The sequence below is a fragment of the Bradyrhizobium sp. USDA 4461 genome, from assembly GCF_054055655.1.
The window spans coordinates 1,625,375-1,648,173 of the sequence record NZ_JBSRXM010000001.1; the positions used below are offsets into that span (position 1 = coordinate 1,625,375).

Below are 22,799 nucleotides of genomic sequence, written 5' to 3' on the forward strand. Positions count from 1 at the left end.
CGGCCGCGCCTTAAAGCGGAACTATGTTGAAACCGCGATGAACGGACGCCCCCAATTCCGGCCTTTCAAGCCCGGCTTTTCAAGTCCGGCAGGCGATTGGTTCCGGCTGACCAATTGGCTATGATAGGCCCCTGTTTGCGCATGATCCGATCGAACGCGGGTTTTGCACTGAGACCATCGGATTGAGCCGTATGTATCGCGCCATTACCCGTCAAATCGAAGTCACCGTCGAGCCCAACTTCATGCCGGAGCGCTCGTCGATCGACCGGCGCGAATATTTCTGGTCGTACAGGATCGTGATCGTCAATTCGGGGACGGAAACGGTGCAGCTGCGGACCCGGCACTGGATCATCACCGACGCCACCGGCCGCCGCCAGGAGGTGCGCGGCGAAGGCGTGGTCGGCGAGCAGCCGGTGCTCGCGCCCGGCGAGCGCTTCGAATACACGAGCGGCGTGCCGCTGCCGACCGCGTCCGGCTTCATGACCGGCAGCTACCAGATGGTGACCGAGGCCGGCGAGCGCTTCGAGATCGACGTGCCGACGTTCTCGCTGGACAGCCCGAGCCCGGACGGCAAGCGGGTGCTGAACTGAAGCGCGCCTACTCCACGCCAGCCTCTTCCGGCGTGAACTCGTACACCGACGAGCAGAACTCGCAGGTCACGACGACCTTGCCGTCCTTGACCATCTCGGCACGATCGTTCGGCGCAAAGCTCTTCAGCATCGAGGACACCGCATCGCGCGAGCAGGAGCACTGCGCGCGCAGCGGTTGCGGGTTGAAGACGCGGACGCCGCGTTCGTGGAACAGGCGGTACAGCAGCCGCTCGCCGGAGAGATCCGGATCGATCAGCTCGACGTCCTCGACCGTCGAGATCAGCGACTGGCCCTCGACCCAGGCGTCGTCATCCGGCACCGAATGCGTGACCGTGCCCTCCGGCGCGTCGCCGGGGTGCAGATCGGCCTGCTTGGCGCGCTCGGGCGCCTTGGGCAGGAATTGCAGCAGGATGCCGCCGGCGCGCCAGTGCAGCTTGCCGCCCTCGCCGCCGCGCATCTCCTCGCCGACCGCAAGCCGCACCCGGGTCGGGATCTGCTCCGAGCGCAGGAAATATTCGTGCGCCGCCTCTTCGAGGCCGCCGCCGTCGAGCGCGACCAGCCCCTGGTAGCGGCTGGTGTTGGAGCCCTGATCGATCGTCATCGCAAGGTGGCCCTTGCCGAGCAGCTCGCCCGAGGTCTGCCCCGGCTTGAGCTGCGCCGCGTCGTAGCGCGCATAGGCACGCAGCCGGTCGGGCGCCTGGAAATCGACGATCAGGAGCGACACCGGACCTTCGGTCCGGGTCTGCAGGATGAAGCGACCTTCGAACTTGACCGACGAGCCGAGCAGCGTGGTCAGCACGATCGCCTCGCCGAGCAGCTTGCCGACGGCAGGCGGATAATCGTGCTTGTGCAGGATCTCGTCGAGGGCCGGGCCGAGCCGGGTCAGCCGGCCGCGCAAATCCAGCGCGCCGACCTCGAAGGCCAGCACGGCATCGTCGACAGGAACCGCAGACGGCGCGCGGACCGGCGCCTCGGGCGTGATTTTGATGTCGGGGGATTGTGAAACCATGGCGCTCTATCTGGGGTCTCGGACCGTGAAACGAAAGGGGTTCAGCACACCGAGGATCGACGTCGTCCCTGCCTAGTGCGCAATTGCGCACGGGAGCAGGGACCCATAACCACCGATGTGAGTTGCTGCATCAAGCTGTGGCCCCAGCTTTCGCAAAATTTCCATCGGTGGTTATGGGTCCCGGGTCGCGCTTCGCTTGCCCGGGACGACAACACTCACTGACCTGCGCCTTACGCGACTTCGTTAAAGCACCAGGCCAGGATGCCCTTCTGCGCATGCAGGCGGTTTTCCGCCTCGTCGAACACCACGGATTGCGGCCCGTCGATCACCTCGTCGGTGACCTCCTCGCCGCGATGCGCGGGCAGGCAGTGCATGAACAGGGCGTCCGGCTTGGCGAGCGACATCAGCTTGGCATTGACCTGATAGGGCCGCAGCACGTTGTGGCGGTGCTCGCCCTCCTTGTCGCCCATCGACACCCAGGTGTCGGTGACGACGCAGTCGGCGCCGCGGACGGCGGCTTCCGGATCGGTGCCGAGCATGATCGGGGCATTGGTCGCCTTGATCCAGTCGCGCATCGGCTTCTTCGGCGACAGCTCCGGTGGGGTCGCGACATTGAGCTGGAACTTGAACCGCTCGGCGGCATGCGCCCAGGACGCCAGCACGTTGTTGTCGTCGCCGGTCCAGGCCACCGTCTTGCCCTCGATCGAGCCGCGGTTCTCCTCATAGGTCATGAGATCCGCCATCACCTGGCAGGGATGCGAACGCCGGGTCAGGCCGTTGATGACGGGAACAGTGGCGTGGGCGGCGAGCTCGAGCAGCGCGTCATGGTTGAGGATGCGGATCATGATCGCATCGACATAGCGCGACAGCACGCGCGCGGTGTCGGCGATGGTCTCGCCGCGGCCAAGCTGCATCTCGGCGCCGGTCAGCATGATGGATTCGCCGCCGAGCTGGCGCATCCCGACGTCGAACGACACCCTGGTGCGGGTCGACGGGCGCTCGAAGATCATCGCCAGCGTCTTGCCCTCGAGCGGCTTCTTGCCCTTCTCATGCGCCTTCAGCTTCGCCTTCATGGCGGCGCCGGCGGACAGCATGTTGCGCAGCTCGGCGAGCGGCAGCTCGTTGATGTCGAGGAAGTGACGGACCGGCTTGCTCATCATCCGGCCTTCCTCGGCTGCGCTGCCGACAATGTCGCGCAGGCACGCTCGAGCGAGACGATCGACTGGTCGATCTCGGCTTCCGTCACGATCAGGGGCGCCAGGAACCGGACCACGTTGTCGCCGGCACCGACCGTGAGCAGCTTCTCGCTGCGCAGCGCGGCGATCAGGTCGCCCGACGGCACCACGGCCTTGACGCCGATCAAGAGGCCCTCGCCGCGCACTTCCGACAGCACGCCGGGATAGCGGTCGACCACGGAGGCGAGCTTCTGCTTGAGCAGCAGCGACATCTTCTGCACATGCTCGAAGAAGCCGGGCTTCAGCATGACGTCGAGCACGGCATTGGCGGCGGCGACCGCCAGCGGATTGCCGCCAAAGGTCGAGCCGTGCGAGCCCGGCGCCATGCCTTCGGCCGCTTTCGCGGTCGCCAGCACCGCGCCGATCGGGAAGCCGCCGCCGAGCGCCTTCGCGAGCGACATCACGTCCGGCGTGACGCCGGTGCGCTTGTAGGCAAACAAATCGCCGGTACGGCCCATGCCGGTCTGCACCTCGTCGAACGCCAGCAGCAGGCCATGTTCGTCGCACAGCGCACGCAGCGCCTTGAAGAACGCCTGCGGCGCCGAGCGCACCCCGCCCTCGCCCTGCACCGGTTCGATCAGGATGCCGGCGGTGTGCGGGCCGATCGCCTTCTTCACCGCCTCGATGTCGCCATGCGGCACCTGGTCGAAGCCGTCCATCGGCGGGCCAAAGCCTTCGAGATATTTCGCCGCGCCGGTCGCGGCCAGCGTGCCCAGCGTGCGGCCATGGAAGGCGCCTTCGAAGGTGATGATGCGGTAGCGCTCGCCATGGCCCTTGGAGAAGTGATAGTGGCGGACCAGCTTGATCACGCCCTCCATCGCCTCCGCGCCGGAATTGCAGAAGAACACGAAGTCGGCGAAGCTCTGCTCGCACAGCCGCGCGGCGAGCACCTCGCCGTCCGGGCTCTTGAACAGGTTCGACATGTGCCAGAGCCTGGTCGCCTGTTCCTGCAGCGCCTTCACCAGATGCGGATGCGCATGCCCGAGCGCGTTGACGGCGACGCCCGAGGTGAAATCGAGATAGCGGTCGCCGTTGGTTGCGATCAGCCAGGCGCCCTCACCGCGCTCGAAGCCGAGATCGACCCTGGCGAAGACGGGAAGCAGATGCGACGAGGCGTTGGTCATGGCGTTCACTGCCGGTTTGAAGCCGACAATTGCCGCGCGCCTTGACGCCAGCGCAGCAACGGCCAGCTTCGGAAAACAAAACGGCCGCCTTTGCGGGCGGCACGTGGGCAACATTCTATGCTGCGGCGGGTCCGTGTCAATCGCCAGGAGCCGGTCCTTTGCCGGGCTTCCTGCGCTGCCGAACGAGCGCAATCCGGAGCATTCCGGTGCGGTGGAAAAGCCTCACAGCAATGCTTAACTTTGTCGGAACATGTGGACGCACGGCCGCGGACTCTTGCGCCAGAGTCACGCCATATTGTAGCGTTTGGCCTGTCGGGTACGACATCTCGTGCGGCAGTACTGGACCCTCTAAGTAGCCTTTGTGTCTCGCGTAAACGTTCGGGCGCAACACCGCGCCCGGCGAGGGCTAAGGGATTCTGGCCGCAGGGATATTTGTCCAGATTTGGCTCGCAGCGCCGCTCCAATGACTGGCCGGCGCCATGCGAAAGGAAGAATGCGATGACGGTATTGACCTGGTCCGACGATCGCGTCGAGCAGCTGAAGAAGCTCTGGGAGTCTGGCCTTTCGGCCAGCCAGATCGCAGCGGAACTTGGCAATGTGACGCGAAACGCCGTGATCGGCAAAGTGCACCGGCTCGGCCTCTCCGGCCGCGCCAAGGCACCCTCCACGGCGGCGCCGCGGCAGCGCAAGGCGCGCCCCGCCCAGCACATGATGCGAGTGGCGCGCCCGGTCTCGCGCGGCAACACCGCGCTCGCGCACGCCTTCGAGGTCGAGATGGAGCCCGATCCGATCTCGTTCGACAACGTGGTGCCGATGAGCCAGCGGCTGTCGCTGCTCGAACTCAACGAGGCCACCTGTCACTGGCCGGTCGGCGATCCCTCGAGCCCGGAATTCTTCTTCTGCGGCGGCAAGGCGCTCGCCGGCCTGCCCTATTGCGCGCATCATTCCCGCGTCGCCTACCAGCCCGCCGCCGATCGCCGCCGGCCGTCGGCGAAGCCGCAGATCAAGTAGCCCTCGGGAAAACTACGGAAGACCTGAAAAACAAATCCCCGCACAAGCGGGGATTTTTTGTGAGCGAATGAACATCAAGGGCACATAGCCCAGGTCAAGCGCACTGCGCGACGTAAGGTGAGCACACGCGCCCCTCCCCACCCTCCCCCGCAAGGAGGGAGGGAGCCGGACAGTGTGCTCACCTCACGCGATAACGAGCCGCCGCTCGTGGCGCGATGGATTGCTTCGCTCCGCTCGCAATGACGATGACGGCTCTCGCCGGAAAGGCGACTTACGGCTGCGGCTCGGCTTTCGCGAAGCGGTCGTCGAGCGCGTAGCCGGCGCCGCGCACGGTGCGGATCGGATCCTGCTCGCGGCCCGGATTGAGCAGCTTGCGCAGGCGGCCGATATGGACGTCGACGGTGCGCTCATCGATGTAGATGTCGCGGCCCCAGACGCTGTCGAGCAGCTGCTCGCGGCTGAACACGCGGCCGGGATGCTCGAGGAAGAATTCGAGCAGCCGATACTCGGTCGGCCCGAGATCGATCGGACGGCCCGAGCGCGCGACGCGGCGCTTCTCGCGGTCGAGCTCGATGTCGCCATAGGTCAGGACGGTGGCGAGCCGCTCCGGGCTCGCGCGGCGCAGCAGGCCCTTCACCCGCGCCAGGAGCTCCGGCACCGAGAACGGCTTGACGATGTAATCGTCGGCGCCGGTGGCCAGACCGCGCACCCGCTCGCTCTCCTCGCCGCGCGCGGTCAGCATGATGATCGGAAGCTGCTTGGTCTCGGGCCGCGCCCGCAGGCGGCGGCACAGCTCGATGCCGGACAGGCCCGGCAGCATCCAGTCGAGGACCACGAGGTCGGGAACGCGCTCCTTGAGGCGGGTATCGGCATCGTCGCCGCGCCCCACCGTTTCGACATCGTAGCCTTCCGCATCGAGGTTGTAGCGCAACAGCGTCGTTAGCGCTTCCTCGTCTTCGACTACCAGAATGCGTGCGCTCATCGGTCTAAGTTCTTTCTCTGTGGTGATCTGTTGCCCAGACGCAAACCGAAACACTTAGCTTCTTGAGCATAATCCCCGCGGAAACGACTTGTCGAAGACAATCCGGTTCCGCGCGTGCGGATGATGTCCTAGTTACCCGGCACAGTGGTGGCAAAATTGGTCATGTCGCCCTTCGGGCGCTTGTCGGTGATCTGCTGGCCTTCGATCATGTAGAACACAGTCTCGGCGATGTTGGTGGCGTGATCGCCGATCCGCTCGATGTTCTTGGCGCAGAACATCAGATGGATGCAGAACGAGATGTTGCGCGGATCTTCCATCATGTAGGTGAGCAGCTCGCGGAACAGCGAGGTGCAGATCGCATCGACCTCCTCGTCGCCCTTCCAGACGTTCATCGCCGCCGGCAGATCGTGCGCGGCATAGGCGTCGAGCACCGACTTGACCTGCGACAGCACGAGGTCGGTCATGTGCTCCAGGCCGCGGATCAGCTTCAGCGGCTGGAAATCGCTCTCCAGCGCCGCGACGCGCTTGCCCATGTTCTTGGCGAGGTCGCCGATCCGCTCGAGGTCGGTGGCGACGCGCATCGCGCTGACGATCTCGCGCAGATCGATCGCCATCGGCTGGCGCCGCGCGATCGTCAGCACCGCGCGCTCTTCGATGACGCGCTGCAGATTGTCGATCTCGATATCGGCGGCGACCACGCGCTTGCCGAGCGCGACGTCGCGCCGGATCAGCGCGTCGACCGACTCGGTGATCATCCGCTCGACGAGGCCGCCCATCTCGGCGACCAGGCGGGTCAACTCCTGCAGGTCGCTGTCGAATGCCTTGGCGGTGTGTTCAGAAGCCATCATCTGTCTCCTCAGCCCGGTCAGCCGAACCGGCCAGTGATGTAGTCCTGGGTGCGTCGATCGCTCGGCGAGGTGAAGATCTTGTTGGTGTCGTCGAACTCGATCAGCTCGCCGAGATACATGAAGGCGGTCTTGTCGGAGACGCGCGCCGCCTGCTGCATGTTGTGGGTGACGATCGCGATCGTGTAATCCTCGGAGAGCTCCTGGATCAGCTCCTCGACCTTGGCGGTGGAGATCGGATCGAGCGCCGAGCACGGTTCGTCGAACAGGATCACCTCGGGACGCACCGCCACGGTGCGCGCGATGCACAGCCGCTGCTGCTGGCCGCCGGACAGCGACAGGCCGGAGGCGTTCAGCTTGTCCTTGACCTCGTTCCACAGCGCGCCGCCGCGCAGCGCCTTCTCGACCCGGTCGTCCATCTCGGACTTCGAGATCTTCTCGTAGAGGCGGATGCCGAAGGCGATGTTCTCGTAGATCGTCATCGGGAACGGCGTCGGCTTCTGGAACACCATGCCGACCCGCGCGCGGAGCAGATTGAGGTCGAGCTTGGGATCGAGGATGTTGGTCTGGTCCAGCATCAGCTGGCCGACCGCGCGCTGGCCCGGATAAAGGTCGTACATCCGGTTGAAGATGCGCAGCAGGGTCGACTTGCCGCAGCCCGACGGTCCGATGAACGCCGTGACGCGGTTGGTGCCGAGCGTCAGGTTGATGTTCTTCAGCGCGTGGTGCTCGCCGTAATAGAAATTGAGGTTACGCACCGTGACTTTCGGCGGCGCGTCCGGAAGCGGCACCTGGGGAACGTGGCCCGCGACAGTCGTGGAGACGGAAAGCTCGGTCATTTTGCGGTCCTTTCGGCACCAAGGATACGCGCGCCGATATTCAACGCGAGCACGGTGAAGGTGATGAGCAGTGCGCCGCTCCACGCCAGTTCCTTCCAGTAGGCGTAGGGGCTCTGCACGAAGTTGTTGATGGTCACCGGCAGGTTGGCCATCGTCTTGGTCAAATCCCAGCTGAAGAACTGGTTCGACAGCGCGGTGAATAGCAGCGGCGCGGTCTCGCCGGCGACACGCGCGGTCGCCAGCAGCACGCCGGTGATCAAGCCGCTACGCGCAGCACGATAAGCGATCCGCTTGATCACCAGCGAACGCGGCAGGCCGAGCGCGGAGGCCGCCTCGCGCAACGGATTGGGCACCAGCAGCAGCATGTCCTCGGTGGTGCGCAGCACGACCGGGATCACGATCACGGCGAGCGCAAGACTGCCTGCGATCGCCGAGAAGCCGCGCATCGGCACCACCACCGCACCATAGATGAACAGGCCGATGATGATCGACGGCGCGCTGAGCAGGATGTCGTTGATGAAGCGGATCACCGAGGTGAGCTTGTCGTGCTTGCCGTACTCGGCAAGGTAGGTGCCGGCGAACAGGCCGAGCGGCGCGCCGATGCCGACGCCGATTACGGTCATGATGACCGAGCCGACGATGGCGTTGAGCAGACCGCCGTCGGTCGAGCCCGGCGGCGGCGTGTTCTGGGTGAACAGCTGCACGCTGAGGCCGGCAAGGCCGTTGTAGAGCAGCGTGATCAGGATCAGCGCCAGCCAGGTGACGCCGAACAGCGCCGCACCGACGCAGAGCGTGCGGATGATGATGTCGCTGCGGCGGCGGGATTTGTAGATCGGGTTCATGGCGTCACTTCCCCGCCTTCTTCTCGAGCCGCATCAGCATCAGCCGCGCGCCGGCGAGCACGAAGAAGGTCAGCACGAACAGCAACAGGCCGAGCAGGATCAGGCCGGACTGGTGCAGGCCGTCGCTCTCGGCGAATTCGGAAGCGATCGCCGCCGAGATCGTGGTGCCCGGCGCGAAGATCGACGACGAGATGCGGAACGAGTTGCCGATGATGAAGGTCACCGCCATGGTTTCGCCGAGCGCGCGGCCGAGCGCCAGCATGATGCCGCCGATCACGCCGACCCTTGTGTAGGGGATCACGACGCTGCGGACGACTTCCCAGGTGGTGCAGCCCATGCCGTAGGCGGCTTCCTTGAGCACGGGCGGCACGGTCTTGAACACGTCGACCGAGATCGCGGTGATGAACGGCAGCACCATGATGGCGAGGATCAGCGCCGCGTTGAACAGGCTGAGATAGGACGGCGGGCCGGCGAACACCGCGCCCAGCACCGGAACGCCCTCGAAGATCCGGATCATGAACGGCTGGAACGTGTTGGCCAGGAACGGGCCGAGCACGAAGAAGCCCCACATGCCGTAGATGATGGAGGGGATGCCGGCGAGCAGCTCGATGGCGATGCCGATCGGGCGGCGCAGCCACTGCGGGCAGAGTTCGGTGAGGAACACGGCGATGCCGATGCCGACCGGGATCGCGATCAGCATGGCGATGACCGAGGTGATCAGCGTACCGTAGATCGGGCCGAGCGCGCCGAGCACCGGCGGATCGGCCGAGGGCGCCCAACGCTGGGTCCAGAGGAAGGCGAAGCCGTATTCCTTCATTGCCGGCCAGGCGCCGACGATCAGCGACAGGATGATGCCGCCGAGGATCAACAGGACCGAGATCGCCGAGATGCGGGTGATCCAATAGAAAGTGAGATCACCGAGCTTAAAGGCACTGAGGGCCTTGGCGCGATCGTAAGGTCCCGCGGCTTCCATCACATCGCCCTGAACAGCCATGTCTGCCACGCCAATTCCCTCTTTACTATGTGAAAGCCACGCAAACCGCCACGCCCCGAAGCGATCTCCAGTGACGCCTGTGACCCGGCACCGTTCCGGCCGCGCCTGCCGGAGGCGCGAACCCCGGACCCCTCCCGCGCTTGTTGCCGCGGTGATCGGAGCCCGGGTCTTGATCGCTCAACAGCTTGGTCGTTCAACCTGTGCCGCCCTCGACAGGCGGCACAGGCGTTGTCCGATGCGGTGGACTTAGCTCTTGATGTCCGAGGACCAGGTCTTCTCGATCAGCTTGACGACCGAGTCCGGCATCGGGATGTAGTCGAGCTCTTCGGCCGCCTTGCCACCCTTCTCGAAGGCATATTTGAAGAACTTGATCGCTTCCTGCGAGGCCGCCTTGTCGGTCGCGTCCTTGTGCATCAGGATGAAGGTCGCCGCGGTGATCGGCCAGGAGGCTTCGCCCGGCTGATCGGTCAGGATGACGTAGTAGCCGGGAGCCTTGGCCCAATCGGCATTCGAGGCGGCAGCCTGGAAGGCGGCGATGGTCGGCTGCACGGTCTTGCCGGCCTTGTTGACCAGCGCGGTGTAGGTCAGCTTGTTCTGCTTGGCGTAGGCGTATTCGACATAGCCGATCGCGTTCTTGGTCTGGCTGATGTTGCCGGCAACGCCTTCGTTGCCCTTGGCGCCGACGCCGACCGGCCACTCGACCGCGGTGCCGGAACCGACCTTGGACTTCCAGTCGGCGTTCGACTTGGAGAGGTAGTCGGTGAAGTTGAAGGTGGTGCCCGAACCGTCCGAACGGCGCACGACGGTGATCGCGTCGGCCGGCAGGGTCAGCTTCGGATTGAGCTTGGCGATCGCCGGGTCATTCCACTTGGTGATCTTGCCGAGATAGATGTCGCCGAGCACTTCGCCCGAGAGCACGAGATCGCCCGACTTGATGCCTTCGACGTTCACGACCGGAACAATCGCGCCCATCACCATCGGCCACTGCACGAGGCCGTCCTTCTCGAGCTGCTCGGCCTTGAGCGGCGCGTCGGTGGCGCCGAAGGTCACGGTCTTGGCCTGGATCTGCTTGATGCCGGCGCCCGAACCGATCGACTGATAGTTCAGGCCATTGCCGGTGTCCTTCTTGTAGGCGTCAGCCCACTTCGAATAGATCGGGAACGGAAACGTCGCGCCCGCGCCGGTAATATCGGCAGCGAAGGCCGACGTCGAAGCGGCGACCATGCCGGCAGCGACGATTGCTTTGATGAAATTCATGGGGTGGTCTCCATCTTGTGGGCGAAGCGCCGAATGCGCCCGATCGCGCCCACGCCGGTCCATCTAGGAGCGGTCGGTGCTGCTTTTACGAAGGTTGGATGACAGTTGGATGACAGAGCTAAGCAGCTGAAAACGCTCAGCTATGGGTCGGTAACGGGGTCTTCGGCCGGGGAAAACAGGCGGTAAAGGTCGCGCCATTGTTCGGCACGCTCTCGATCAAAAGACGCCCGCGATGACGGTTAAGAATATGTTTCACCAGAGATAATCCGAGGCCCGTTCCGCCCTGGTTCCGGCTGTCGCCGACGTCCACCCGGTAGAAGCGCTCGGTCAGCCGCGGCAGGTGCTCGGGCGCAATGCCGGGGCCGAAATCCCGTACCATGACACGGATTTCGGGCGCCCCCTCGCCCGATGCGCTGGATGCGGCCTGATTGAGCGACACTATGACGCGCCCCCCGGAGGCGCCGTATTTGAGCGCATTCTCGATCAGGTTCTCGAACAGGCGCAGCAGTTCCTCGCGGTCGCCGGCGATCGTGACCGGGGTCTGGGGCAGGTCGACGTCGATCTCGACCTGGCGCTCGCTGGCCAGCGCCTCGAGCCCGTCGGCGACCTGGCGGACGATCGGCACGATGTCGATCGAAGCCTCGGGCCGCACATGGGCCGACAGCTCGACCCGCGACAGCGACAACAGGTCGTCGATCAGCCGGGCCATGCGGGTGGCCTGGGTGTGCATGATGCCGAGGAAGCGCTCGCGGGCCCGCGCGTCCTCGCGCGCCGGCCCCTGCAGGGTGTCGATGAAGCCGGACAGCGCGGCGAGCGGAGTGCGCAGCTCGTGGCTGGCATTGGCGACGAAGTCGGCGCGCATCTCCTCGACCCGGCGCAATGGCGTCAGATCGTGGAAGGTCATCAGCATGCACTTCTCGGTGCCGCCGAACTGGGTCGGCACCGGCACCGGCGTGATCACCAATTCCATCCAGCGATCGACCGGGACGTGGTCGGTGTAGGTGGCGCGGCGCGGCTCGGTGGTCGCGATCGCCTCGCGCAGCGCGGTGATGATCTCCGGAGAACGCAGGGCAAATTGCGCCAATTCGTTCTTGCGCAGCGCCGGCGCGAGCTCGGCCGCGGCGGCGTTGAGATGGATGACGCGGCCGGCGCGATCGAGCAGCACGGCCGGATCCGGCATGCCGGCGACGACGGCGCTGACGGCAGCGGCCTCCACCGGATTGACGCCGCGGACATCCTCGCGCGAGGTCCCGGCATCATGCAGCCGCCATGGCACCAGGGCCGCGGCCGCGATGCAGGCGAACACCGCGCAGGCGCGCACCAGCGACAATTCGCCGAGCGCGACCACCACGCTGAGCGCCAGCGCCGCGGCAAGCAGGATCAGCGCGGAATGGCGCAGCCGGTCGGGCCAGGGCGAGAAGATCGATTGCGGCGTATCGTCAATTGCCATTGCGGCGGCTTTCATCCCGTCGGTTCACGTCTCGCCCAGGCGCGGTCATGGCGACCTTCCCTCGGGAGGCATCGGGCCGCTTCATCAGACGCCGGAGTCACCACGCTTGCGGACCAGAACCGCCTCATGATGCGGCTCGGCGCGGGGACCCGAATCAGCCTGCGACAGCCGTTTGAGTCGGGCGCCGACGATAACCTCCCGAAACGTCAGCAAGATTACAGATATGACGAACGGCGCAATATAGTACAGCAGGCGGAACAGCAGCATGCCGCCGAGCAGGTCCTCGCGGTCCATCTGCCACAGGCCGACCAGCATGGCGGCGTCGAACACCCCGAGCCCGCCGGGGGAGTGGCTGGCGAAACCGAGCAGGGTCGCCGACACGAAGATGACCGCGACCACGACGAAGCCGAGATTGGGCTCGTCCGGCACCAGCACGTACATCGCCAGCGCGCAGAAGCCGAGGTCGACGATGCCGATCGCGATCTGCAGCAGGGTCAGCGGGCCGCCCGGCAGGGTCACCGTCCAGGGGCCGCGGCCGACCACCCGCGGCTGGGTCCAGACCCAGACCACATAGGCGACCAGCGCGACGATGATGCCGAATGCCAGCGCGCGGTTGAGCCAGGGCGGCAGCTGGTCGATGTTGGCGGCGGCCTCCGGGTGATAGGCGATGCCGAGCCCGAGCACCGCGGCATTGCCGAGCCAGAAGGTGAGGCCGGCGAGAAAGCAGATCTTGGCGACGTCGATCGCGTTCAGTCCCCAGGCCGAATAAATCCGGTAGCGCACCGCGCCGCCGGTGAAGACGCTGGCGCCGACATTGTGGCCGATCGAATAGGAGGTGAACGCCGCGAGCGCATTGATGCGGTAGGGCACGTGGGCGTGACCGATCGCGCGCACCGCGAACAGGTCGTAGAAGGTCAGCGTGAAGTAGCCAGCCGCGACGAACAGCCCCGCCAGCGCGATCTGCCGCGGCTCGGTGCTCTTGATGGCCTCGAGCACCTCGTTGGTGTCGATGCCGCGCAGCATGTGATAGAGGACGTAGCAGGCGATGCCGATGACGGCGATGCTGATGACAACACCCAGCCGATGCAGGATTTGCTTCTGGCGCAGAAACGCCATCGCCCTGCGGATTGCTTCCAGCATCTAGACCTCGAATTGCGATCCCGCGACGACGGCTCCCGGGCGAACCCCGCCGGCGCTTCGCTGTGCCCCGCCCCGTGTAGCGCGTTTTAGACCGGAGTGGAATTCGTCAAAAGACAATAAAACGCGCATCTTCAAGATATTAGGGATGATTCATGACAGCGGATGCACAAATATGCGCGTTTCTCGCCACCTTCGACAAGCTTGACGTGCAACGTGCGGCAGTTAGCCCAGCGAACGGTCTGCTGGGCCATCCGGTAAACTACGGGACGACGGCTCAACGCGCCGTGATGGAGCGCCATGTCAGCTCGCCGGCTTGCTGCGCGAGACCACCCAGTCGCGCAACCAGGAGCCGATCGCGCAGCCGACGAGATAGAGCGCGAACATGATCAGGAAGAGGTCGAGCCAGTAGCCGAAGCGGCCGGGCACGATCCGCGCGAACGACGCGGCGATCAGCGCAACCGCGAGCAACGCCAGCCAGCGCATCCACACCTTCGAGACGCCCTGCGCCCGATGCACCACCGCGATCCAGCCCATGCAGAAGCCGAGCAGCGCGGCGCCGAGCAGCCAACCCCAGAAGAATGTCGCGAGCACGGTCATCGCTACTTCACCACGAATTCGATGCGGCGGTTCTGCGCCTTGCCGTCTTCACTCTCGTTGCCGGCGAGCGGCTGCGTGCTGCCATAGCCGACCGGCGTGAAGCGGTTGGCGGGCAGACCGGCGCGCACCAGGTAATCGACCACGGCCTGCGCACGGCGCTCCGACAACGCCTGGTTGGCCGCCTCCTCGCCGTCGCTGTCGGTATGGCCGGCGACCTCGATCGTCGCATTGGGGCAGCGCATCGCGGTCTCGGTCAGGCGGTCGAGCAGGCCGGCGGAATCCGGAACGATGTCGGCCTTCCCTGATTCGAAGCGGATCTTGCCCTTGGAGAGGATCTCGGAAAACAGCTGCTGGCACACGGTCGGATCGACCGGCGCCGCCGCAGGCTTCACCGTGACCTCGGCCTTGTACTGCCAGCCCTGCGGAAAATCCTTGCCGAGCCCGTCGCGGATCTGGCCGGCCGCCGCATCATAGAGCGCATCGCCGGACAGCTTCACCTCGCGGTCCGACACCACGAGCGTGCCGGTCGACAGCCGCGACAGCGCACCCAGCGCCGGCACCACCGCCGCCGCAAACCCGGAGGGCGCGCCGATGCTGGCCTTGAGATTGTCGACCACCTTCTCGCTGAAGAACTTGCGGCCGGCGGCGGCGACCAGCGCGGCGTGCACGTTGTTGTCGGGCACGTAGCCGGTCAGCGTCAGCGTCACCGCGACCGGGTCCTTGTAGGCCTGGAACACGTAAGGCGGCGCCTTGATGTCGTTGGCGGCGATCGCATAGCCGTCCGGCAGGTTCTTCAGCGCGGCGGCAACCGCTTCGCGTCCGCCGAGCTCGCGCGCCATGCCGGCGAGATTGACCTTGTTGTCGGTCAGCGTGATCTTGCCTTCCTTCAGTTTGCCGATCTGATCGAGCAGCAGCAGCGCCGCGGTGTCGAACCGCGGCGGCGCGCCGCGGGCGAGCGTCATCTGATCGGCTACCTCGACCCCGCCAAGACCGGCCTTGGCGGCCTCGGTCAGCTTGCTCTTGCTCGCCGGCAGCGGCGCGTTGCCGCCGAGCGTGACCCGCACCACGTCGCGTTCGGCGGACCAGACAAAGGGCTTGGCTTCGGGAACGAGGCGGGTCTCGTCATTGACCAGCCGCACGCCGGGCACCGCCTCGACCGAGGCCACCGCGCTGAGCCGGCCGTCTTCGGAGAAGGCATTGGCGGCAAAGGTCACGTCGCGGCCGTCGACGCTGATGCGGCGCTTGTCAAGCACGGTGTCCTTGAGTGCGGCATTAGAGCGCGCAACGAGATCCGCTTCGACCGTTGCCGTCGAGCTCCAGGCCGCGAACCCCCACAGGACGACCAGTGGAATCACTCCCGGCCACCACTTGCTACTCCACTTGAAAAGTCCGTGCATTCAGCGTCCTGCGGGTCGGGAACCAGAGAGAAAACAAACCCTTGGCTGACTGTCAAACCCCAAATCAGGCGCCCAAATCAAGTGCCATGGCGGGGGCGCCATGTCGGACCGGGATAACAGTTTCTTCAGTGGTCTTTCGCTAAGTTTGCGGCGGAATGCAAATCGGCCGGCCCGCGCCCTCATGAAACAACTCCGCAATACCGTGATCCGTGCCGGGATGGAGGCGTTGTATTTCTCGGGTGCGCATATCCTGCTGCGGCCGATCTTCGCCGGCGTCGGCGCCATCTTCATGCTGCACCACGTCCGGCCGCGGCGCGCCGACGCGTTCCAGCCCAACCATCATCTCGAGGTCACGCCCGACTTCCTGCGCGCGATGCTGACGCATCTGCGCGCGCTCGACGTCGACATCGTCAGCATGGACGAAGCGCATCGCCGCCTCTCCGAGCGGAATTTCGCGCGGCGCTTCGCCTGCTTCACCTGCGACGACGGCTATCGCGACAACCGCGACTTCGCGCTGCCGGTGATGCGCGAGTTCGGCGCGCCGTTCACGGTCTATGTCGCAAGCGACTTCGCCGAGGGCTGCGGCAAATTGTGGTGGATCGCGCTGGAGCGGGTGATCGCGGCTGCCTCCGAGATCGAGGTGCCGATCGACGGCACGACGAAGATCGACACGGCGACGCCGCAGGCCAAGCGCGCCGCCTTCGGCCGCCTGCACGACTGGCTGCGTTCACTGCCGGGCGAGACGGAGATGCAGGCCGCGATCTCCGCGCTGTGCGTCCGCCATGGCGTCGACGAGGCCGCGATCGCGCGCGAGCTCTGTATGTCCTGGGACGAGCTGCGCGGCTTCGCCGACGATCCGCTGGTCACCATCGGCGCGCACACCATCAGTCATTGCAATCTCGCCAGGCAGAGCGAGACCATCGCCGCGTTCGAGCTTGCCACCAGCCGGGCGCGGATCGAGCAGGCGCTGCAGCGGCCGGTCGCGCATCTCGCCTATCCCTACGGCGACCGGGTCGCCGCAGGCCGGCGCGAATTCGCGCTCGCCCGGTCGATCGGCTTCAAGACCGCGGTGACGACACGGCCGGGCATGCTGTTTCCCGAAAGCGCCGAGCACATGACCGCGCTGCAACGGGTTTCGCTGAACGGCAATTACCAGGACGCGCGCCTGCTGCCGGTCCTGACCTCCGGCGCAGCCACCGCGGTGTGGAACGGCTTCCGCCGCATCGACGCGGCGTGAGGCGCGCCGGACGAAACCAACGGGTCGCGCGAATGCGCGCCCGATGACTAAACGACAAGCAACAGCCCTGACACCAGCAACAGGCCGAGGATCACCCGCCTGAAATTGGCCTCGTCGATGTTGCGGAACGCAAAGATGCCGAGCCACGAACCGGCAAGCAGCGCCGGAGCACCCAGCACGACGTCATAGGCGACCTTCATCGAGAGATCGCGATGCAGCAGCATCATCACCAACGCCGAAATCTGCATCGCGGCGATGAAGGGTTGCACGAGTCCGCGCTGCTGCTGCTTCGGCACGCCGTGGATGTCGCACCAGATGGTCGGCAGCGCGCCGGGCATCGCGGTCAACCCGCCGATCAGGCCGCCGCCAAATCCGACCAGCGCGTGGCGCCTTTCAGGCAACCGGCCGTAGCCGATCGCGGGCCTGAACAGCATGTAGCCGGCATAGAGCGCGACCATGATCCCAAAACCTTCGCGAAAGGTCCGGCCATCGGTGTTGTGCAACAGCCAGAGCGCCAGCGGGACGCCCAGCAGTCCGCCCGAGGTCAGCAACAGGCTTTGCTTCCACTGGATGTTGTGCCGAAGCGCCCACAGATTGGCCCCCTGCACGCCGACGCTGCACGCCATCATCAGCGGCACCGCCTCGGTCGGCGGCATCGCATGCAGCAGGACAGCGCCGGCGATCGCGGAGAAGGCAAAGCCGGCGAGACCGGACACGAAGGCGCCGCAGAACACCGCGGCGCTGAGCACGATAAATGACGTGACGTCGGCCACCAGCGGACCTCCGTTGAGTGCAGGGATGATGAGTGAAGCGGGGCGATGCTAGTCGGTGTGAATCACCCTTGCGTCCTGCGGCACGGCCGCATCTGCCGTGGCTGCAGGCATCAGCAATGTCGCGGTGAGAAGGTGCAGCACAAGAAATCCGACCGCGATGGCGATCAGCAGCGTCATTTCGCTGATCTGCGGAAGCCGGACGATCGATTTGCGGGACGACGACCGATCAGTGATGGACATTGCCGCCGCCCTCCAGATTGGTCAGGCGCCGATCGGCGCGGTCGATCAAGTGCTGATATTGCTTCAGAACGCGGCACGCCTGAATCCGCCGTGAGTAATGAATTGCGCCGAGGATGGCGGCGAACAGCCCCTTCCGCCTTCGTGCAAATTGAACGTGGGTGACGGGCATCACACCGGTCACCGGCAATGAAATGTGCTTCATTACTGGAACTCCTTGATCTGGAATTCCACCCCGCGCACATGATGCGCCGATTCGGCCGGCCAATTTGTGCACCGCATCACATCTCAAGAAAGCTTGATCCAAGGAGCTTGATCCAAGAAAGCCTGATCGATGAGGCGCGCGACCTTCGCGGGTAACCGATCAGACCACCGCCGGAGGATCGAGCGGGCTGCGCGTTCGCCGGCGGTCGCGGTTCCTTGACTAGCTCCATCAACCCGGCCAGAACGCTTGGCATAGCTAAGGAGGCAACATGTTCAAGGATCTGTTTTCACTGAAGGGCCGCATCGCGGTAGTGACCGGGGGATCGCGCGGCATCGGCAAGATGATCGCGGCCGGCTTCCTCGCGCAGGGCGCCGCCAGGGTTTACATCACCGCGCGCAAGGCAGGTCCCTGCGAGGCCACTGCGCAGGAGCTCACCGCCGCCTATGACGGCGAATGCATCGCGCTGCCGATCGACATCTCGACTGTCGAGGGCTGCGACAGGCTCGCGGGCGAGATCATCAAACGCGAGCCGAAGCTCGACATCCTGGTCAACAATGCCGGCGCGGCCTGGGGCGCGGATTTCGACGAATTCCCGGAGAGCGGCTGGGACAAGGTGATGAACCTCAACGTCAAGTCGATCTTCTTCCTGACCAAGGCGCTGGCCAAGCCGCTGCGGGCCGCGGCGTCCCATGACAAGCCGGGCAAGGTGATCAACATCGCCTCGATCGACGGCATCTTCGTCAACCCGATGGAGACCTATTCCTATGCCGCGAGCAAGGCCGCGGTGATCCATCTGACGCGACGGATGGCGACGCGCCTGATCAAGGACAACATCAACGTCACCGCAATCGCGCCCGGCGCCTTCAAGTCCGACATGAACCGCGCCGCGCGCGACCACGCCGACGAAGTCGCGCAACGCGTCCCGTCGCGGCGGATCGGCAGCGACGAGGACATGGCGGGCACCGCGATCTACCTCGCCTCGCGCGCCGGCGACTACGTGGTCGGCAACACCATCGCCGTCGATGGCGGCGTGGTCTATGCGACGGCGGGACTGGAGATCGCGGGGTAGGGCGCGATGCTCCGGTACACAGGCCTACCGCGCGACCGCCTTGAGTCGCGCCCAGACGTCGCCGGCCGGAAATCCGAGCGCGCGCAGTCGTGGTGGGTAGAGATAGGCCACCGGCTCGAACAGATGACCGGCAATGGCCATGGCATCGGACCAGGTGACGTCGGCGACATCTTCGGGCTGCGGTTGCGCCAACCCGGTCTGCGGATCGACGACTTGCTTGCCGAACCAAAGTCGATCGGCATACGGCAACAGCGTGCCGGTCGTCCCCGACGCCAGGGTCGTGAGAGAGAAGGGCTCGGATGAATCCTTCTTGCTGTACAGCATCATCTTGGCCACGAAGATATCTTGGCCCTTGCTCTCGTGATATTGGTCCAGCAGTTGCTTCTGCGTGTCATAATCAGCGGCCAATCGATGATACATGACCTCGCGCTGGCGCGGTGCAAGGTCGTCGGTCAATGTGGCCTCACCCCAGCGACCGCCATCCCATTGCAGCAGCGTCGGCGATAAAAACCACGCCATCTGAGCTGCATTCTTCGCGATGTCCAACGCTCTTATCAAAGCGGTCCTATTCGCGCGGCCAGTAAGGTAGAAGAGACCTCGTGCCGGAACGAGCGCAACCGGAGCACCGTCGATCGCGGGCAATTGGTAGTCCGTGCCCGGTGTCAGCAGCAGCAGCGCCGACTGATGTTCTGCGAGATTGTTGGAGCCGAACAGGCCGTCGCCAAGGCTTTCGAACACCGGTCGCCCGAGCTTGGCGCGAAAATTCGCCATCGCGCGCTCCATCGCCTGATCGATCGAAAGCCCGCCGACCGCCAGATTGGCATTGCTCATCTGTGACATGGTGTTCGGCTTGTCCTGCATGGCGCAGACGACAAGATCGCCGACAAGCGGCCGGAACGCGGTGGCACTACTGTCGTCGGCTGGCGCCCCCATCGTCCAGTTCTGGATCAGGAGATTGCTGATCTGAGCGTGGGACCGGACACCCGGCATCAACTGCTCGGGCAACTTGCCGGGATCGAGCGCGTAGTTCCGATTGCCCTCGATAACCGAGCGCACCAGGGTTGTGACCAATATGGCGCGACTTTCCTGATTCCGCCCGAGCCACTCGTGGAATCCATTGTGCAGCCGAAAGATCCTCTCTGATGAATCGTCGCGAAAGAACACGAAACCACGAGCGTTTGGATCGTAGCTTTTGGGCTGGATGCCTTGCCGCTGGCACTCCACGACGAATGCCCGGACGAACTGCTCGTAGGGATCGTCGGCGGCCGGTTGTCGTCCAGCCAACTGCTTCTTGACCCAATCGAACATGCGACCTCCCGGCATCTCCACGCGGCATAACGAAACGGCCGCACTATTACCAACGTGCGTCATATTGTCCACGACACCTCAAGTTGCGACTTGCCGCACAAGTGAAGGCCAGGACCACCTCAAATTCGTCTGACTCCAAACGAACCGAGATTGAGGACACGCAGCAGCGGTTTCGCCGACAGGCAGACAATTTTGACCGCGCTACTCACCTCCGGTCATGAGTTGCGACGCCTCTGGCGCTTGTCATTCAAATGCATTACATTGATGGCGAAGGAGATCGCTATGGCTTCGAATGCCCTGGTCCAAACCCGCATCGACGCGGACGTCAAGGAAAAGGCCACCGCCGTTTTGGAAAACATGGGCCTTACGGTATCTGACGCCGTGCGGATCCTGCTGACACGCACGGCCAACGAGGGGATGCTCCCACTGGAGCTCGTGAGCAACAGCCAGGCTTACGACAGCTGGTTTCGTGACAAGGTGCGCCAAGCGCTGGCGGATACTCGGCCCAGTCTCGATGATTCCGACGTCGAAGCGCATTTCGAGCAACGCCGTGCCGCCGCGCTTCGAAAAGCGCCGGGGCGCAAGCGATGAAACTCCTCTGGTCGCGCTTCGCGTTGTCCGATCGCGACGATATTTTCAGCTACATCGAGGCGGAGAATCCTCGTGCTGCGGTTCATGTTGACGAACAGATTGCCGATACGGCACGGCGCCTGCTCGATTTTCCTGACAGTGGCCGGCCCGGGCGTGTCGCCGGCACGCGCGAACTGGTCGTTCCGCGCACACCTTATGTCGCTGCGTACCTTGTCGAAGGTGAAACGGTTCGTATCTTGCGGGTGCTTCATGGCGCGCAGATGTGGCCCGACGAACTTGCAAATGACGATTGAGGCCGGCTCCGCACCGGCACCTGATCAAAAAAGAAAAGGGGCGAGCCAGGACCTTCTCGGCTCATCCCTTTTCGGCCCTTCCGGGAGGAGAGGAACTGCTAGCTGACGGTCAGCAAGCAGCCCGCATGACGAAGCGGCATGCGGGTCGGTGCAGCCCCGGATATCGCTTCGCTCATCCGGGCTACATTGGCTGCAATGCAAGTCGGCGTCGGATCAACGAGTCCGCGAACCAGTCCGTAGCGCCGCTACGACTCGATCCTCACATATTCGAAGTCGCCGGGCTTGTTGTCGATGCCGACCTTGGGCGCCGAGATCCAGGAGGCGAACTCGCCGGGTTCGGTGACCGGCTTCATCAGCGAGGCGATGAAGTCGCCGTCCGCAGCCGACGGCAGCCAGTCGTTCTTGCGCTTGGCCCAGGTGGCGTCGTCGATCAGGAGGCCGTCGGGCGTCGCATGGATGTCCTTGAACTCGCCGATCTGGCGGTGGAAGGCGGTGTGCGGCACCGCGAGCTTGTAGTCGATGCCCGCGGTCGAGATCACCTTGTTCCAGCGCAGCATGCCCTTGACGCAATCCTGCGTGTAGTCGTCGCGCAGCCGCATGTTGAGCGCGGTCAGCGCCGGCTCGTCGACCAGCTTGATCTGGCCGTCCACCATCTTCATGACCGGATAGGTCGAGCTCTTGAGCTGGTGATCGTCCTCGATCGTGGTTTCCTTGTAGCGGCCCTTGATGCCGGCGTTGAAGGCGTTGGCCGCGTTGGTCGACACTTCCGAGCCGAACAGATCGAGCGACAGCGAATAGTGCAGGTTGAGCTTCTTCTGGATCGTCGGCAGGTCGATCACGCCGAGCGTGCGGACCTTGGCGATGTCGCAGGGATCGGTGATGCCGGCCTCCTTCATCGCATCGCAGGTGCGCTGCACGACGCGGGTGATGCCGGTCTCGCCGACGAACATGTGGTGGGCTTCCTCGGTCAGCATGAAGCGGCAGGTGCGGGACAGCGGATCGAAGCCCGACTGCGCCAGCGAGTGCAGCTGCATCTTGCCGTCGCGGTCGGTGAAGTAGGTGAACATGAAGAACGACAGCCAGTCCGGCGTCGCCTCGTTGAAGGCGCCGAGCATGCGCGGTGAATCCGCATCGCCCGAGCGACGGCGCAGCAAATCGTCGGCCTCCTCGCGGCCGTCGCGGCCGAAATATTTCTGCAACAGGTAGACCATCGCCCAGAGATGGCGGCCCTCCTCGACATTGACCTGGAACAAATTGCGCATGTCGTAGAGCGAGGGCGCGGTCTTGCCGAGATGGCGCTGCTGCTCGACCGAGGCCGGCTCGGTGTCGCCCTGGATCACGATCAGGCGACGCAGCGTGGCGCGATGCTCGCCGGGGACTTCCTGCCAGGCCGGCTTGCCGAAATCCTCGCCGAACGGGATGACGCGGTTCTCTTCCTGGGGAGCAAGGAGAATGCCCCAGCGATATTCCGGCATCCGCACGTAGTCGAACTTGGCCCAGCCGCGCGGATCGACCGAATAGGCGGTGCGCAGATAGACCAGCGATTCCTGGAAACCGTCCGGCCCCATGTCCTTCCACCAGTCCATGTAGCCGGGATGCCAGCCCTCCAGCGCCTTCAGCACCTGGCGGTCCTCGGCGAGATTCACATTGTTCGGAATCTTGGTCGAGTAGTCGACGTTCATGATGTTCATGTTCATTGTGGCCTCTCCCGTGTTTGGGGCAGCAGGCGAATGGCGAGTAGCGAATGGCGAATGGAAAAGAAGACCACTCGCTA

25 protein-coding genes are annotated in these 22,799 nt (G+C 64.8%); 7 read left to right on the forward strand and 18 right to left on the reverse strand.

The window, feature by feature from the left end:
• The first annotated feature begins 191 nt into the window (after positions 1–191).
• Entirely contained in the window at positions 192–590 is a 399-nt protein-coding gene (gene apaG, locus ACVINW_RS07690) for a Co2+/Mg2+ efflux protein ApaG (RefSeq protein ID WP_456750736.1), read from the forward strand.
• A gap of 7 nt (positions 591–597) precedes the next feature.
• Here the strand turns inward: apaG and ACVINW_RS07695 are convergent, their stop codons facing one another.
• From ACVINW_RS07695 to ACVINW_RS07705, 3 genes are all read right to left on the reverse strand, one after another.
• Entirely contained in the window at positions 598–1,599 is a 1,002-nt protein-coding gene (locus ACVINW_RS07695; protein WP_456750737.1) for an Hsp33 family molecular chaperone, read from the reverse strand.
• 230 nt (positions 1,600–1,829) lie between these two features.
• Positions 1,830–2,756, reverse strand: a complete 927-nt coding sequence (gene argF / locus ACVINW_RS07700) for an ornithine carbamoyltransferase (RefSeq protein WP_456756333.1) — start codon at positions 2,754–2,756, stop codon at positions 1,830–1,832.
• On the reverse strand, positions 2,756–3,958 hold the full coding sequence (locus ACVINW_RS07705; protein ID WP_456750738.1) for an acetylornithine transaminase: 1,203 nt from the start codon (positions 3,956–3,958) through the stop codon (positions 2,756–2,758). The genes argF and ACVINW_RS07705 overlap by 1 nt, the downstream gene beginning before the upstream one ends.
• On the opposite strand from ACVINW_RS07705, the gene ACVINW_RS07710 reads away from it, so the two are divergent.
• Both ACVINW_RS07710 and ACVINW_RS07715 read left to right on the forward strand, forming a co-directional pair.
• The gene (locus ACVINW_RS07710; protein WP_456750739.1) at positions 3,957–4,196 is read left to right on the forward strand and encodes a hypothetical protein; all 240 of its coding nucleotides are present in this window, start codon (positions 3,957–3,959) and stop codon (positions 4,194–4,196) included. The genes ACVINW_RS07705 and ACVINW_RS07710 overlap by 2 nt on opposite strands.
• Before the next feature lie 260 nt (positions 4,197–4,456).
• On the forward strand, positions 4,457–4,969 hold the full coding sequence (locus ACVINW_RS07715; protein WP_021076557.1) for a GcrA family cell cycle regulator: 513 nt from the start codon (positions 4,457–4,459) through the stop codon (positions 4,967–4,969).
• Between the two features lie 271 nt (positions 4,970–5,240).
• On the opposite strand, the gene phoB is transcribed toward ACVINW_RS07715, so the two are convergent.
• From phoB to ACVINW_RS07765, 10 genes are all read right to left on the reverse strand, one after another.
• Entirely contained in the window at positions 5,241–5,951 is a 711-nt protein-coding gene (gene phoB / locus ACVINW_RS07720) for a phosphate regulon transcriptional regulator PhoB (RefSeq protein WP_016844067.1), read from the reverse strand.
• Positions 5,952–6,079: 128 nt separating this feature from the next.
• Positions 6,080–6,796, reverse strand: a complete 717-nt coding sequence (gene phoU / locus ACVINW_RS07725; protein WP_024578984.1) for a phosphate signaling complex protein PhoU — start codon at positions 6,794–6,796, stop codon at positions 6,080–6,082.
• Between the two features lie 20 nt (positions 6,797–6,816).
• The gene (gene pstB, locus ACVINW_RS07730) at positions 6,817–7,635 is read right to left on the reverse strand and encodes a phosphate ABC transporter ATP-binding protein PstB (protein WP_456750740.1); all 819 of its coding nucleotides are present in this window, start codon (positions 7,633–7,635) and stop codon (positions 6,817–6,819) included.
• Positions 7,632–8,477, reverse strand: coding sequence for a phosphate ABC transporter permease PstA (pstA, locus tag ACVINW_RS07735; protein ID WP_456750741.1), 846 nt, complete (start codon positions 8,475–8,477; stop codon positions 7,632–7,634). Before pstA ends, pstB begins: the two co-directional genes overlap by 4 nt.
• Before the next feature lie 4 nt (positions 8,478–8,481).
• Positions 8,482–9,471: a phosphate ABC transporter permease subunit PstC gene (gene pstC, locus ACVINW_RS07740; protein WP_456750742.1), complete on the reverse strand. Its 990-nt coding sequence runs from the start codon at positions 9,469–9,471 to the stop codon at positions 8,482–8,484.
• A 246-nt stretch (positions 9,472–9,717) separates the two neighbouring features.
• On the reverse strand, positions 9,718–10,728 hold the full coding sequence (pstS, locus tag ACVINW_RS07745; protein ID WP_456750743.1) for a phosphate ABC transporter substrate-binding protein PstS: 1,011 nt from the start codon (positions 10,726–10,728) through the stop codon (positions 9,718–9,720).
• 136 nt (positions 10,729–10,864) lie between these two features.
• Positions 10,865–12,178, reverse strand: coding sequence for a sensor histidine kinase (locus tag ACVINW_RS07750; protein WP_456750744.1), 1,314 nt, complete (start codon positions 12,176–12,178; stop codon positions 10,865–10,867).
• A gap of 84 nt (positions 12,179–12,262) precedes the next feature.
• Positions 12,263–13,318 (reverse strand): UPF0104 family protein, encoded by a 1,056-nt coding sequence (locus ACVINW_RS07755; RefSeq protein WP_456750745.1) that lies wholly within the window; start codon positions 13,316–13,318, stop codon positions 12,263–12,265.
• A 300-nt stretch (positions 13,319–13,618) separates the two neighbouring features.
• On the reverse strand, positions 13,619–13,915 hold the full coding sequence (locus tag ACVINW_RS07760; protein WP_212021509.1) for a hypothetical protein: 297 nt from the start codon (positions 13,913–13,915) through the stop codon (positions 13,619–13,621).
• A 2-nt stretch (positions 13,916–13,917) separates the two neighbouring features.
• Positions 13,918–15,312, reverse strand: coding sequence for an OmpA family protein (locus tag ACVINW_RS07765; protein WP_456750746.1), 1,395 nt, complete (start codon positions 15,310–15,312; stop codon positions 13,918–13,920).
• 181 nt (positions 15,313–15,493) lie between these two features.
• On the opposite strand from ACVINW_RS07765, the gene ACVINW_RS07770 reads away from it, so the two are divergent.
• Positions 15,494–16,549 carry a polysaccharide deacetylase family protein gene (locus ACVINW_RS07770; protein WP_456750747.1) on the forward strand — a complete coding sequence of 352 codons (1,056 nt, stop codon included), beginning with the start codon at positions 15,494–15,496 and terminating at the stop codon, positions 16,547–16,549.
• Between the two features lie 47 nt (positions 16,550–16,596).
• On the opposite strand, the gene ACVINW_RS07775 is transcribed toward ACVINW_RS07770, so the two are convergent.
• The 3 genes from ACVINW_RS07775 to ACVINW_RS07785 are packed head-to-tail and all read right to left on the reverse strand — an operon-like array spanning position 16,597 to position 17,764.
• Positions 16,597–17,322 (reverse strand): sulfite exporter TauE/SafE family protein, encoded by a 726-nt coding sequence (locus ACVINW_RS07775; RefSeq protein WP_456750748.1) that lies wholly within the window; start codon positions 17,320–17,322, stop codon positions 16,597–16,599.
• A gap of 48 nt (positions 17,323–17,370) precedes the next feature.
• The gene (locus ACVINW_RS07780; protein WP_456750749.1) at positions 17,371–17,499 is read right to left on the reverse strand and encodes a hypothetical protein; all 129 of its coding nucleotides are present in this window, start codon (positions 17,497–17,499) and stop codon (positions 17,371–17,373) included.
• Positions 17,500–17,548: 49 nt separating this feature from the next.
• Complete coding sequence (locus ACVINW_RS07785) at positions 17,549–17,764, reverse strand: hypothetical protein (protein WP_456750750.1); 216 nt, start codon at positions 17,762–17,764, stop codon at positions 17,549–17,551.
• Positions 17,765–18,032: 268 nt separating this feature from the next.
• Here ACVINW_RS07785 and ACVINW_RS07790 point away from each other — a divergent pair, with 268 nt between their 5' ends.
• Complete coding sequence (locus tag ACVINW_RS07790; protein WP_456750751.1) at positions 18,033–18,833, forward strand: SDR family NAD(P)-dependent oxidoreductase; 801 nt, start codon at positions 18,033–18,035, stop codon at positions 18,831–18,833.
• A 24-nt stretch (positions 18,834–18,857) separates the two neighbouring features.
• Here ACVINW_RS07790 and ACVINW_RS07795 read toward each other — a convergent pair whose 3' ends face one another.
• Complete coding sequence (locus tag ACVINW_RS07795; RefSeq protein WP_456750752.1) at positions 18,858–20,141, reverse strand: hypothetical protein; 1,284 nt, start codon at positions 20,139–20,141, stop codon at positions 18,858–18,860.
• A gap of 282 nt (positions 20,142–20,423) precedes the next feature.
• On the opposite strand from ACVINW_RS07795, the gene ACVINW_RS07800 reads away from it, so the two are divergent.
• A complete protein-coding gene (locus ACVINW_RS07800; RefSeq protein ID WP_456756334.1) occupies positions 20,424–20,732 on the forward strand; it encodes a type II toxin-antitoxin system RelB/DinJ family antitoxin in 309 nt (102 codons plus the stop codon).
• Complete coding sequence (locus ACVINW_RS07805) at positions 20,729–21,025, forward strand: type II toxin-antitoxin system RelE/ParE family toxin (protein WP_456750753.1); 297 nt, start codon at positions 20,729–20,731, stop codon at positions 21,023–21,025. The genes ACVINW_RS07800 and ACVINW_RS07805 overlap by 4 nt, the downstream gene beginning before the upstream one ends.
• 245 nt (positions 21,026–21,270) lie before the next feature.
• Here the strand turns inward: ACVINW_RS07805 and boxB are convergent, their stop codons facing one another.
• Positions 21,271–22,722: a benzoyl-CoA 2,3-epoxidase subunit BoxB gene (gene boxB / locus ACVINW_RS07810; protein ID WP_456750754.1), complete on the reverse strand. Its 1,452-nt coding sequence runs from the start codon at positions 22,720–22,722 to the stop codon at positions 21,271–21,273.
• Positions 22,723–22,799 lie beyond the last annotated feature (77 nt).